This window comes from Arthrobacter sp. 24S4-2 (assembly GCF_005280255.1).
Taxonomy (GTDB): Bacteria; Actinomycetota; Actinomycetes; order Actinomycetales; family Micrococcaceae; genus Arthrobacter.
Genome location: NZ_CP040018.1, coordinates 993,926 through 1,006,992 on the forward strand (window position 1 = coordinate 993,926; position 13,067 = coordinate 1,006,992).

The window sequence follows — 13,067 nt, forward strand, 5'->3', positions numbered from 1 at the left end:
GGGGAAGTCCGGCCGGGGACTTCTGCGGTTCTAGAGGTCCTTGCGGCAGGCGGCCCGGCCCAGCTGGTACAGGCCGTTAAGGTCACCCGCGGCGAGCCCCTCCGGCGTACCGATCTCCGGGTACATCAGCTGGGTGGGATCATCCACGTGTTCGAGCCCCATCACGTGGGACAGCTCGTGCAGGATCACCGCGGTGGCGTAGGCGGAGCCCTCGGCGCGCCCGAGCTCGCCGGCTATCTGCGGCGCATCGAGGTCGAGGCTGCCGGAGACGAACGTCTTCGGTCCGCCGTCGAAACTGTAGTGCGTGCTGCCGCCGGTGCCGATCACCTGACCTTTGAGCTTGGGTGCTGACTCCGGGGTGGTCCACGCGATCAGGAGCGGCGCCCAGCGCTCACCGTAGGTCTCGGGCTGGTAGGGGTCGCGGTCCTCAGAGGGCTCTTCTGCGGTCGGCCCGTCATTGATGAAGCGGATACCGGTGGCGCGGGAAATGGTGCCGATGGCGTCCTCCACCAGGCTTTCCGCGCCCGCCGGAGCCAGGCGGGCATTGACCACGTAATGCAGCGGCCGGCAGGGCGAATAGCCGACGGGAGTGCCGTCGTCGTTTGTGGCCAGGAACTTGTACGAGCCACTGGTGAACGGCGGCTCTTCCGGTGCCCCCAGCGGGGAATCCTCTTCCTCCAGACCGGGCGGCGGTGCGTCGGAACCGACGTTTTCAGCAGCCGTGCCGGGCTGCTGCGGGGCAGCCTTACCGTCGGGGACCGTGCTGTTCCGGAACTCGAAGAGACCCACAACACGGGGGTCGCCGTAGAACAGCCCGGCAGCCGTAAATGCGGCGACGGCAATCAGGCCTGTCAGGGCCACATTGCGCAGGATCCGGGCAGTGGTTCCGGCCGGGCCTGAATGCCGCGGCCGGCGTTGGTCCGGCGGCGGACTCTCCACTAGGCGACCACCGCGCCAAACGCCATCCCAAGGAGATAGGTGACGCCGGCGGCGCCCACGCCGATGGCCAGCTGCCGGAAACCCCTCGTCGTCGGAGACGTTCCGGACAACAGGCCCACGACGCCGCCGGTCAGCAGGAGCGCCAGGCCCACCAAAGCGGCGGAAACCGCCAGTGCGGCAACGCCCGTCATGCCCAGCACGAACGGGATGATGGGAATGATGGCGCCGGAGGCGAAGAAGCAGAAGCTCGACGCCGCGGCGCTCCACGCGGTGCCCACGGCCTCGTGCTGGTCTTCAGTTTCGGGAAGCTCGGGCTGGAGCGACAGGCTCGGATCGCAGTCGCAGCCCAGCAGGCCCATCCGTTCGGCCACCCGGTGTTCGGCCGCTTCACGCGACATGCCGCGGGCCAGGTAGACCAGCAGCAGTTCGTTGTGTTCAATGTCCAGCAGCGGGGCGGCGGAGAGGGTGATCTGGGTGGGGCGGGTCGCGTCCAGGAGTTCCCGCTGGGAACGGACGGAGATGAATTCCCCGGCGCCCATGGACAGGGCTCCTGCGAGCAGCCCGGCCACGCCGCTGAGCAGCACCACCTGGCTGCCGACACCTGATGCGGCCATGCCCATCACCAGCGAGAGGTTGCTGACCAGGCCGTCATTGGCACCGAAAACTGCCGCCCGGAAGGATCCCGCCAGCCTGTTCCGGCCGCGCGTCGCGAGCCCGCGGACAACCTCCTCGTGGATCTGCTCGTCGGCAACCATGGCAGGCGTGGCTGACGGGTCCGAGGAATAGGGGGAGCGGCCTTCGGCGCGCTGGGCCAGAGCAAGGACAAAAACGGAACCGAAGTGGCGGGCCAGGAAGCCCAGCAGCTGGCTGCGGAGGGACGCCGGCCGGGGTTTCCCGGCGTGATCGCCCAGGAGCCGGAGCCAGTGGGCTTCGTGGCGGCCTTCGGCCTCGGCAAGGGCCAGCAGGATGTCCCGTTCCTCACCGCGGCGGTTTTGTGCCAGATCCCGGTAGACGGCGGCCTCGGCACGTTCATCGGCGAGGTACTGGCGCCACCGCTTGATGTCCGCCGGGCCGGGCGTGGCGACGGGGCCGGAGACAGAGGTGGCTGCGTCCTGGCCGGCTGCGCCCCGTCCGGCTGAGTCCTGGCCGGCTGCGTCCCGGACGACGGCGGGATGGGCGCGGTTCCGGTCAGATTTAGCGTGCTGAGACACGAACACTCCTGGGCTTGATAGGGCATGGTTCGGCCCCATTGCAGCTCCAGCCTACCCCGGTTTCCCGCCGATTTTCGGCCGGTGTTCCTCATCCGGAACTTTAGGCAGGCCTCAAAAACGGCACGTCCGGGCGGGCAATTGCGGGCTGCGCAGCACGCGCTATTGACCGCATGGAATGCCGGTGCTGTCATGAAGATCAGAGGCTGGCACGGGGACGACCGGCCGCCGGCCGCTCAACCAGACACGGAGGCTGCATCATGGACACCACCGGATCACACCACGGCCTGCCGGAACGAAGCACCGTCGAATCCGATCCTGCCTACGACTTCGCGGAGGACGCACGTGTAGGTGTCGCCTCGGAGTCCGAAGATGAGGAGTTGCTCGAGGAAGCGGATCGGCTGGTTCCCCTGGATGAGGAGGATTTCCTGGGCGACGAGAAGCCGGTGGTGCCCCTGGACGGGGAGGAATTCGTGCAACCGGAGGAGTTTGAGTAATTCAATGCCTTCTTAAACGTCCGACGGCGGTGCCTCCCCGCGCAGGGGAGGCACCGCCGTCGTGGCTAACTCAGCTTCGCGGCTGACTCAGTTTGCTAGTGCGCCGCGTGGCTGGCCACCGGGTGCGATTCCACGGGGAGCTCCTCGGAGACGGCTCCGGCGATGCGCTTGTCCCAAGCTTCGCGGACCTTGGGATCCGTGGGAGGCGTGAGGAGGGACACCACCACGTAGACCGCCAGCGAAGCGCCGAGGCCCCAGTAGATGGGATCGTTGGCGTAGATGCCGTCCTCGCTCGGGATGATTCCTGTGGCGAATGCGATCAGCAGGGCAAGGGTCAGGACCGAGCCGACAGCCATGCACCAGGCGGCCGCGATGCCGGTGCCGCGCTTCCAGGCCAGGCCGCCGAGGATGGCCACCAGCAGGCCGCCCACCAGGATGTCGTAGGCGATGGTCAGGGCCACCACTACGTCCTGGGCTGCCATGGAGATCAGGACGGCCACGACGCCCAGGCCCAGGACCCAGTAGCGGTTGGCTTTGACATCGTGTTCGGGGTTTTCGCTGTCGTCGGTGTTGACCGTCCTGCCGAACCAGCTGGCGACGAACGGAACAACGTCGGCCCGGGCCACAGTTGCCGCGGCGATGAGGGCGCCGGAGGCGGTGGACATCATGGCGGCGACGGCCGCGGCCATGACCAGGCCGCCGATGCCGATCGGCAGGATGTGGGTGGCAACCTCGGCGTAGACCACGTCCTTGCCAAGATTGGCGACGTCGATGTCGGGCAGGGCCACGCGGGCGGCGAGACCGATCAAGGCTCCGGCGACGCCGTAGAGGATGCAGTAGACGCCGGCGGTGGCGCCGCCCCAACGGGCAACGGTGGGAGTCTTGGCGGTGAAGACGCGCTGCCAGATGTCCTGACCGATCAGCAGGCCTAGGGTGTACACCACGAAGTACGTGATGATGGTCTGCGCGCCGATGCCGTCGAGCTGGAAGAAGCTCGCGTCGACGCGGGCGCGGATGCCGTCCAGGCCGCCCGCAGCGTTGAGGACGAACGGGAGCATAAGGAAGAAGATGCCCACGGTCTTGATGATGAACTGCACCTGGTCGGCCAGCGTAATGGACCACATGCCGCCAATGGTGGAGTAGACCAGCACGATGGCGCCGCCGACGGCGATGGCGAGCCACCGCTCCCAGCCGAACAGGACCACGAAGATGGTGGCGTAGGCGCCCGTGGAGGTGGCGCAAAGCATCAGGGTGTAGGCCAGCATGACGATGCCGGAAGTCTGGGTGGCGCGCTCGCCGTAGCGCAGGCTTAGCATCTGGGAGACCGTGTAAATCTTCAGGCGCTGGATGGTGCCGGCAAAGAGCAGGCTCAGCAGGAGCACGCCCGCACCGATGGCGACCACAAGCCACATGCCGGAGATGCCGAACTTGTAGCCCAGGCCCACACCGCCCACCGTTGAGGCGCCGCCCAGCACGACGGCGGCCATGGTTCCGGTGTATAGGAGCGGACCCAGCCTGCGGCCGGCCACCAGGAAGTCACTGTTGTTCTTGGTGCGGGATTTGCCCCACCAGCCGAAGGCCAGCATGGCGGCGAGGTACACCACCACAATGGCGATGTTGACGAAATTTGCGTCCATGAAAGGCTCCTTGGAGCTGATTGGCAGCAGGGCGGAAATTCGCGGAAACGTCAGCGCAATGCCGGAAGTCCGCTGCCATGTTGCGGTTGATGCAGGGGGAGATCCCTGATGTACTCGGGCGGTATTGCCTAATAGGCAACACTTGTTGACTAAAAGGGTATGTTGTGACGGCGGTAACAGTCAAGGAGCGTCGAAACGAGTGGCCCGTTCCCGCGTTACTTCCCGCGTCACAAGGTAGGTATCCGGCTAGGATGGCTCCAGCAATGAGGCCAAGCGGCCGGCTGCGAAAGGTTCGTTAATGAAGGCTCTACCAGTTGAACCGAGCAACATTCCAGTTGCAATCGGTTCGCGCATTCGTGCTGCCCGGCAATCCCAGCGGCTCACCATCGAACAGGTGGCAGACGCCACGGGCCTCACCAAGGGATTCCTGAGCCGGGTGGAACGCGACCTGACCTCGCCGTCGGTGGCATCCCTCGTGACGCTGTGCCAGGTGCTGTCCATCTCCATCGGGGACCTTTTTGCCGCGCCGGAAACGCACCTCACCAAGAAGGATGAGGGTCCCCGGATTTCCCTGGGCGGCGAAGGCATTATCGAGCGGCTGCTGACCGCCCGCTCGGAACGGCGGGTCCAGATCATCCAGGCCGTCATCGAGCCTCGCGGACGCGGCGAATCTGAACTCTACGCAGTGGACTGCGACGTTGATGTCCTGCACGTGATCAAGGGCAGCATCCGGCTGATCCTGACCAACGAAGAGTATGAGCTCACCACCGGGGACACTGTGACATTCCCCGGCCGGGAGCCGCACACCTGGATCAACCCCACGGACAAGCCCGTCGAAGTGCTCTGGGTGCTGGTCCCGGCCGCCAGCCGCTAGGTTTCCGCCAGCCGCTGGATAGCCGGCAACTGGATAACCAGCCGCCGGCTGCTTAGCAGCCGCCGGCTGCTAAGCAGCCGCCAGCCGCCGGGCGTCAGCCCACGTGGACCCAGGGCCGGCGCGTGACGTCCGGTTCGGCCTCGCGGAGCACTTCCCGTGTCACGGGGGCGATCTCGCCCTCGCCGAACAGCAGGAACCGGGTCAGGTTGGTCAGGGGATTGCCCTCGGTCCAGCGGAAGTAGATGTGCGGCATGAGCCCGGTGACATCGCGGAGGTGCAGCAGCACTGCAGCCAGGGTATTGGGCACATTGTTGCTGTGGATCTCCAGGATGCGGAAGCCATGCCGGACCTTGCCGGTCACCAGGAGCTCCTGCTCGAAATCGGAGCTGTCATCCACCAGGATTTCGATGAAGATGGCGTCACTGTCCGCGGGCAGGTGGTTGGCCAGTTCGGCATGTTCCAGCTTGGCCCGGTAGCGCTCCGCGCTCAGGCGCTTGGGCTCGTGCGCGATGATCCGGATGGGCCCGTCCTCGCTGGCCGCCATGAACTCCAGCGCCTTTTCGTCAAGCCGGATGTGGGTGGCCCGCAGCTCAAAGGAACGGCGTACACGGGACGCGAAGCTCACCACCACGATGCCGAGAATGAACAGGGCAGCGATTTTCAGGCCGTCGGGCCGCTCCACTACGTTGGCAACCGTCGTATAGAGGAAGACGACGGCGATCACCCCGAACGCGACCGTCCGGCACCGCTGCTGCTTGCGCCGGGCTGACAGTGTGACCGCGATGGACGCCGACGTCATCAGCACCAGCACGCCGGTGGCGTAGGCGCCGCCCTGGGCTTCTACGTCGGCCTCGAAGACAACGGTGATGAGGAACGCGACGGCGGTGAACACCATGACCAGCGGCCGTACGGCCCGGGTCCAGGCGGGCGCCATGCCAAAGCGCGGGAGGTATCGCGGCACCAGGTTGAGGAGTCCCGCCATGGCAGATGCCCCCGCGAACCACAGGATGGCAATGGTGCTTAGGTCGTAGACCGTCCCGAAGCCGTCGCCCAGGTACTGGTGGGCGAGGAAGGCCAGGGCCCGGCCGTTGGCTTTGCCGCCCGGCTGGAATTCAGCGGCCGGGATCAGGAAGGTGGTGATGAAGCTGGAGGCGATAAGGAACGCGCTCATGACCAGGGCGGCGGTGGTCAGGAGCCGGTGTGCGCCCCGGATCCGGCCGGCAGGATTGGCCTCGGTGTCGTCGGGGGAGCCCTTGATTTGCGGCATCACGGCCACGCCGGTTTCAAAACCGGAGAGCCCCAGTGCGAGTTTGGGGAAGACCAGGAGGGCGATCCCGATCATCACCAATGGGTTGCCGTGCTGCTGGTTCAATGCTGCCCACCAGTCGGTCACCACGTGGGCTTCGCTGAACACGTGGGCCAACCCCACGCCTACCACCACGGCGTTCAGGAGCAGGAACACCGCCACCAGGACAACAGCAACATTGATGGCTTCCTTGAAGCCGCGGAGGAAGACGACGCCGAGGCCGGCGATCAATGCCAGTGTGATGGCCACCTCCTGGCCGTGCAGGAATTCCGGCGCGAAGGGGTTCTCGATGGCGTGCGCGCTGGCGTCCGCGGCCGAAAGCGTAATGGTGATCATGAAGTCCGTGGCTGCGAAACCCAGGAGTGCCAGGACGAACAGCTTGCCGCCCCAGCGAGGCAGCAGCCGCTCCAGCATGGCGATCGATCCTTCGCCGCGGGGGCTCTCCGAGGCCACCCGCCGGTACACCGGAAGCGCCCCCAGGAGCGTGACGACCACGAGCACCACGGTGGCCAGCGGCGAGACGATCCCGGCGGCAAGGGCGGCGATGGCCGGCTGGTAGCCCAAGGTGGAGAAGTAGTCCACGCCGGTCAGGCACATAACCTTCCACCAGGGCTGCGGCGTGTGGTCGGCCTGCGGCTGGCCGTGCGGCCCCTGCCGTTTGCCGGACCCTTCGGGCATGCCCTCCAGCAGCCAGGTCTTCAGCTTTGCCGGCTGGGGATTGAATCGGTCCGAGGGATCGGCCGGGGGCCTGGTCAGCGTGGTCACGGTATCCTTTCGCGCAGCTTGCAAGCAGCCGTGGGCGGCCGCGGGCGTGCTGCTTCTCATGGGAGCCTAGGGCCGGGTGGGGGTGCCAAAGGCTGGCCTTAACGAAACCTTTACGCCTTACGTGACCGCCATCACTTTGCTGGCCGGGGGCGCCAAATGTTGCCGTGGGGCGTTGCGTGTGAGTGGCGGAGCCGATGGTGAGGTTTACGTCACATGTTGGAAACCTGTCGGAAATCCAGCATTCATCCCCGGCCCTCGTGTTTAACCTCCCGGAAAAACTTCGTGGCTATGGCGGAAACACGTCGGTTGTAGCGTCGGACTCGGGGAACACATCTCGGTTTCATGGTTTTGATTCGGTTTCGTCGTTGTGAATGGTCTCGCCGTAGTTGGCGCCCAGGAGCGCCAACCTCTTGAGGAAGGCTCCCGAAATGAACATCTCTCTAGTCAATGTGGGAATGGCCGTGGATCCCGCTGTGCTGGATCCGGGCGCGACAGCCTGGATGCTGGCAGCCTCCGCCCTCGTCCTATTGATGACCCCAGGCCTGGCGTTCTTCTACGGCGGCCTTGTCCGGATGAAATCCGTCCTGAACATCATGATGATGAGTTTTGGCGCCATGGGTGTTGTCGCCGTGGTCTGGGCGCTTTGGGGCTATGGCCTGGCGTTCGGACCCGACACCATGTCCGGGCTCGTCGGCGATCCGTTCGCCAATTTGGGCCTCAGCGGCCTGACCAGCAGCATCGGCGGGAAGGCACCCGGGCTCCCGGACATGGTCTTCATCGGATTCCAGGCCACGTTCGCCATCATCACCGTCGCGCTGATCAGCGGGGCGGTGGCGGAGCGGGTCAGATTCGGCCCCTGGCTTCTGTTCGCCGCCCTGTGGGTGACGCTGGTCTACGCGCCGATCGCCCACTGGGTCTGGGGCGGCGGCCTCTTCGGCGCCACTGGCATCGTGGGCAGCAAGATCTCCGCGCTCGACTTCGCCGGCGGAACCGTGGTGCACATGAACGCCGGCATTGCGGGGCTGATGCTCGCCGTCGTGCTGGGAAAGCGCCTCGGTTTCATGAAGGACCCCAATATCCGCCCGCACAACCTGCCGTTCGTGATGCTAGGCGCGGGGCTGCTGTGGTTCGGCTGGTTCGGCTTCAACGCCGGTTCTGAACTCGCCGCCGATGCCACCGCCGGGCTGGCCTGGACCAACACCCTGCTGGCCACCAGTGCGGCGCTGCTCGGCTGGCTGCTGATCGAAAGGATCCGGGACGGCCATGCCACCTCCCTTGGCGCCGCATCGGGCGCCGTGGCTGGCCTGGTTGCCGTCACGCCCGCCTGTGGGTTCGTGGACCCGATTGGCGCCATCCTGATCGGGGCCGTTGCCGGAGCAATCTGCGCACTCGCCGTCGGACTCAAATTCAAGATCGGCCTCGACGACTCACTGGACGTGGTGGCCGTGCACTTTGTCGGTGGCCTGTGGGGAACGCTCTCGCTGGGATTCTTCGCCCTCCCGTCCGCCAAGACCGAGGGCGGACTCTTCTACGGCGGAGGCCTGACCCAGTTCTGGCCGCAGTTCCTCACCGCACTGATCGTCACCGCCTGGAGCGCCATCATGACCACGTTGATCGGATACGCGATCCACAAGACCATGGGTATGAGGGTGTCCGAAGCCAATGAGCGTTCCGGCATCGACGTCACCGAACACGCCGAAACCGCGTACGAGCTGTTGATGGTGGGCGGCGCGTTCCATCCCGGTGAACACCACGGCAGGGCCGTCACTTCTGAAGCCGCAGAGGACGCCCCGGATGCTGCCTCCGCGGGAACAACCTCCGAACCGGCAGCTGCGGAGCGCGAGTCCGACAGGGGCAGGGTGCGAACGTGAAACTCGTAACGGCGATTGTCCGGCCGGAAAAGGTTGAGACAGTCCGGGCGGCACTGGAGGGGTGCGGAGTCAACGGTATGACTGTGAGCCAGGCAAGCGGCTACGGTCAGCAGCGCGGGCACATGGAGGTTTACCGTGGCACTGAATACAACTCTGATCTTCTGCCCAAGATGCGGGTGGAAGTGCTGGTGACCGAGGACGCCATGGACGGAGTCGTGGCGGCCATCGAAGCCGGTGCCAGCACCGGACGCTTCGGTGACGGCAAGATCTGGACCATTTCTGTTTCCGACGCCGTCCGGGTGCGGACGGGGGAGAGGGGTCCTGCCGCCATCGACTGACGCAGCATGAGGATTTGATTGGTAAACACTTGATGCACAACGGGAAACTTGAGTGTATGATGGGTGTCACACTACCGATCCATCCTCGAAGGAGAGGCGTTCCTTTGGAAGAGCTGCGCATCGAGGCCAACGGCAACCTTGGCCCCATCGATTCATCCCGCATTCCCCGCTACGCCGGGGCCGCGACCTACGCCCGCCTGCCCAGGCTGGACCAGGTGGCCAAAGCGGACATCACGGTGGTGGGAGTGCCTTTCGACTCCGGCGTCTCCTACCGCCCGGGTGCCCGCTTTGGCGCCAACCACGTCCGTGAAGCCAGCCGGCTGCTGCGCCCGTACAACCCTGCCTGGGACGTCAGCCCCTTCGAAAACGTCCAGGTTGCTGACGCCGGCGACATGGCCGTGAACCCGTTCAACATCAACGAGGCCATCGAGACCATCCAGCAGAACGCCCTGGACCTCACGGCCGGCGGCAGCAAGCTTGTGACCCTGGGCGGAGACCACACCATTGCCCTGCCGCTCCTTCGTGCGGCCGCCGAGCGTGCCGGCGAGCCCGTGGCCATGCTGCATTTCGACGCCCACCTGGACACCTGGGACACCTATTTCGGCGCCGAATACACGCATGGCACGCCGTTCCGCCGGGCAGTCGAGGAGGGCATCCTGGACACCGAGGCCATCAGCCACATCGGCACCCGCGGCCCGCTGTACGGCAAGAAGGACCTCGACGACGACCACCGCTTCGGCTTCGGTATCGTCACCTCCGCCGACGTCTACTACCAGGGCGTCCTGGAAACTGTGGCCAAGGTTCGTGACCGCATCGGCAAGCGCCCGTTGTACATCTCAGTCGACATCGACGTCCTGGACCCCGCGCACGCGCCGGGTACCGGAACGCCGGAGGCAGGCGGCATCACCAGTCGCGAACTCCTCGAGATCATCCGCGGCTTCCGCGGCATGAACCTCGTGGGCGCGGACATCGTTGAGGTTGCCCCGGCCTACGACCACGCTGAAATCACGGGCGTCGCGGCCAGCCATGTCGCCTACGAGCTGGTCACCCTCATGGCGGACTCCGCCGTCGAAGGCGACAGGTTTGGCAGCGCCAACGGCTACGCCGCGCAGGCGCTCGGGCAGGAGAAGAGGCACCAAGCGGGCTTCGCCGCCGCTGCCCAGCCCGCGGGCGTCGTCCGGCCCGCCGTTCAGGAGTTCTCCAAGTGATCGACTTCGATCCGGGCGCGGCTGCTGCTCCCGCAGGAGTAAACGCCGGTACCGGCGTGCGTAACGGCGGGGACCTTGTCGTCGAGACCCTTGAAGCGCTGGGCGCTAAGACGGTCTTCGGCATCCCGGGCCAGCATGCTCTGGGCCTGTTCGATGCGATGGGCCGGGGAAACCTGCATTTCGTGTCCTCCCGGGTGGAGAACAATTCCGCGTTCGCGGCCGACGGATACTCGCGGGCCACGGGCGAGGTGGGCGTGCTGTTCCTGTCCACCGGCCCGGGCGCGCTGACGTCCCTGGCCGGGCTCCAGGAAGCGTACGCCACGGGTGTGCCCATGGTGGTGGTGGCCAGCCAGATTCCGCTGGACGGGCTGGGTGCGCGCCGGAAGGGCATGCTGCACCAGCTTGATGACCAGAAGGCCTCGGCGGCGAATGTCACCAAGAGCCAGCGGCTGATCCAGCACGCCTCCGGCATCCCTTCGGCCATCCAGGATGCCTGGACCGAGGCGATTTCCTCCCCGCAGGGACCTGTCTGGCTGGAAGTCCCGCAGAACGTGCTGCTGGATCCCATCATGGTCCCGCCGGTGGAGGACGCCCTGGCCGAAGCGGCGGACAACCCGCCCCGGGTGGAGCTGGTCCGTGAAGCAGTGAAGTGGCTGTCGACGGCGGAACGGCCGGCGATCATCGCCGGCGGCGGCACGCGACGCGGCCGGGGCGAGAAGTCCCTGCTGTCTATCGCGGAAAAGCTGCGCGCACCGGTCATCTGCACCCCGGGCGGCAATGGCGCCTTCCCGTGGAACCACGAGCTCTCGCTGCAGTCCTGGATCGAGGACCGGCACATGACGGACGTGCTCGAGGACGCGGACGTGCTGATCGTTATCGGCTCCTCCCTCGGCGAAGTGACGTCCAACTACTTCACCTTCGAGCCGCGCGGCCGGATCATCCAGATCGACGCCGAACCAAGGGTCCTGGAGTCCAACCGGCCCGGGCTTGGCATCAGGGCCGACGCCGGCCAGGCCCTCGCCGCGCTGGACGCGGCGCTCACAGAACCGCACGGGGAACGGGCCGACTGGCACGGCACCCCGCCGGAAACGCTGGTCAAGGAATCCCTGGCCAAGGTCAAGGACCGGCTGGAGTCCCAGGACCTCGGCAAGGAACTGAAGTTCATGGCGGACATTCGCGAAGCCGTGCCCGCGGACATGCAGACCTTCTGGGACATGACCATCTCCGCTTACTGGGGCTGGAGCTGCTGGGACGCCCGCGGGGGCCAGTTCCACTCCGCCCAGGGCGCCGGCGGGCTGGGCTTCGGCTTCCCCTCGGCCATCGGCGGGTCGGTGGGGCTGGAAACTACGGGCAAGCCCGGACGTGTCCTTGCCGTCTCCGGTGACGGTTCGGCGATGTATTCGATCTCCGAGCTGGCCACTGCCAGACAGCACAATGTCCCGGTCACCTGGCTGATCGTGGACGACGGCGGCTACGGCATCCTGCGCGAATACATGGTGGGCGCGTTCGGCAAGGCCACCGCCACCGAACTTGCGCGTCCCGACTTCGTCAAACTCGCCGAAGCTTTCGGCGTCCCCGCTGTCCGGGTGGCCCCGGAGAATGTGGGGGACGCGCTCAAGGCGGGCTTCGCCGCGGACGGACCGAACGTCGTCGTCGTCGAAACCCTGCTCAAGATGTTCGGCCCCACGCACTTGGGCGTCTGAGCAACAAGAACCCCGCAACCTCCGCACCAACAGCGGCACCACCCACGCGCGAACTGGCAGCTAATGCCCCCCTCAATGCAACTTCGAGGGCATTAGCTGCCAGTTCGCGCGTGGCGTTTAAGGGAAATGTTGGCCCACCTCCTACTCCTTAGTTTCCCAAAGCAACCATTTGTGCGTATAGTTGCCTAGGGCAAGCAAAGGGGTTGATCCAGCATGGCAGTTGCACCACAAACAGCAGCCGATCTCGTCTATCAGATCTTCGATCTCCAGCGCGCAGTCCGCTGCGTCGCCGTCGGGAGCCTGCGAGGGCAGGAAACCGGGATTGCTCTCCAGGGCGTCCTGCGGTTTGTGGGGGAGGGCGAGTCCCGGGCCACACACCTCGCCGCACGGCTCGGAGTCAGCGCTCCCGTCCTCAGCCGGCACATCGCCGATCTGGAAGAGCATGGCCTGGTAGTTCGGCGGCCCGATCCGGAAGACGGGCGTGCCCAGCTGGTGGCGCTGTCGGAGGCCGGAGCGGCCAAGCTGCGCGAGATAGAACAGCAGCGCGCGGCGACGCTCCAGGGCTACCTGCAGGACTGGAGCCAAAACGACGCGGAAGAGACCGCGAAAACCCTGAAAAAACTTGCTGAATCCCTCAGGGACTCAGCCCGGGCAAAGACGGCCGGATCCACCGAAACCATCCCAACAGTTTAGGAGCTGCACATGGCGAGCCACGCTACTG

At 66.0% G+C, this 13,067-nt stretch carries 11 protein-coding genes; 7 read left to right on the forward strand and 4 right to left on the reverse strand.

Annotated elements, in window-relative coordinates; translation table 11 throughout:
* Positions 1–30: 30 nt before the first annotated feature.
* Together FCN77_RS04705 and FCN77_RS04710 are read right to left on the reverse strand one after the other, a co-directional pair.
* On the reverse strand, positions 31–939 hold the full coding sequence (locus FCN77_RS04705; RefSeq protein ID WP_137321330.1) for a matrixin family metalloprotease: 909 nt from the start codon (positions 937–939) through the stop codon (positions 31–33).
* Positions 939–2,150, reverse strand: a complete 1,212-nt coding sequence (locus FCN77_RS04710; RefSeq protein WP_137321331.1) for a VIT1/CCC1 family protein — start codon at positions 2,148–2,150, stop codon at positions 939–941. Before FCN77_RS04710 ends, FCN77_RS04705 begins: the two co-directional genes overlap by 1 nt.
* Positions 2,151–2,407: 257 nt before the next feature.
* On the opposite strand from FCN77_RS04710, the gene FCN77_RS04715 reads away from it, so the two are divergent.
* Positions 2,408–2,644: a hypothetical protein gene (locus FCN77_RS04715; RefSeq protein ID WP_137321332.1), complete on the forward strand. Its 237-nt coding sequence runs from the start codon at positions 2,408–2,410 to the stop codon at positions 2,642–2,644.
* A gap of 95 nt (positions 2,645–2,739) precedes the next feature.
* Here the strand turns inward: FCN77_RS04715 and FCN77_RS04720 are convergent, their stop codons facing one another.
* Positions 2,740–4,281 (reverse strand): sodium:solute symporter, encoded by a 1,542-nt coding sequence (locus tag FCN77_RS04720; RefSeq protein ID WP_137321333.1) that lies wholly within the window; start codon positions 4,279–4,281, stop codon positions 2,740–2,742.
* A gap of 298 nt (positions 4,282–4,579) precedes the next feature.
* On the opposite strand from FCN77_RS04720, the gene FCN77_RS04725 reads away from it, so the two are divergent.
* Positions 4,580–5,155, forward strand: coding sequence for a helix-turn-helix domain-containing protein (locus FCN77_RS04725; RefSeq protein WP_137321334.1), 576 nt, complete (start codon positions 4,580–4,582; stop codon positions 5,153–5,155).
* A gap of 94 nt (positions 5,156–5,249) precedes the next feature.
* On the opposite strand, the gene FCN77_RS04730 is transcribed toward FCN77_RS04725, so the two are convergent.
* Positions 5,250–7,226, reverse strand: a complete 1,977-nt coding sequence (locus FCN77_RS04730) for an APC family permease (RefSeq protein WP_137321335.1) — start codon at positions 7,224–7,226, stop codon at positions 5,250–5,252.
* 428 nt (positions 7,227–7,654) lie between these two features.
* Here FCN77_RS04730 and FCN77_RS04735 point away from each other — a divergent pair, with 428 nt between their 5' ends.
* The 5 genes from FCN77_RS04735 (at position 7,655) to FCN77_RS04755 (ending at position 13,039) form a co-directional block, all read left to right on the forward strand.
* A complete protein-coding gene (locus FCN77_RS04735) occupies positions 7,655–9,097 on the forward strand; it encodes an ammonium transporter (RefSeq protein ID WP_137321336.1) in 1,443 nt (480 codons plus the stop codon).
* Positions 9,094–9,435, forward strand: a complete 342-nt coding sequence (locus FCN77_RS04740) for a P-II family nitrogen regulator (RefSeq protein WP_137321337.1) — start codon at positions 9,094–9,096, stop codon at positions 9,433–9,435. The genes FCN77_RS04735 and FCN77_RS04740 overlap by 4 nt, the downstream gene beginning before the upstream one ends.
* Before the next feature lie 104 nt (positions 9,436–9,539).
* On the forward strand, positions 9,540–10,643 hold the full coding sequence (gene speB, locus FCN77_RS04745) for an agmatinase (protein ID WP_137321338.1): 1,104 nt from the start codon (positions 9,540–9,542) through the stop codon (positions 10,641–10,643).
* Positions 10,640–12,346: a thiamine pyrophosphate-binding protein gene (locus FCN77_RS04750; RefSeq protein ID WP_137321339.1), complete on the forward strand. Its 1,707-nt coding sequence runs from the start codon at positions 10,640–10,642 to the stop codon at positions 12,344–12,346. The genes speB and FCN77_RS04750 overlap by 4 nt, the downstream gene beginning before the upstream one ends.
* 213 nt (positions 12,347–12,559) lie before the next feature.
* Positions 12,560–13,039: a MarR family winged helix-turn-helix transcriptional regulator gene (locus FCN77_RS04755; protein ID WP_137321340.1), complete on the forward strand. Its 480-nt coding sequence runs from the start codon at positions 12,560–12,562 to the stop codon at positions 13,037–13,039.
* Positions 13,040–13,067: the final 28 nt, after the last annotated feature.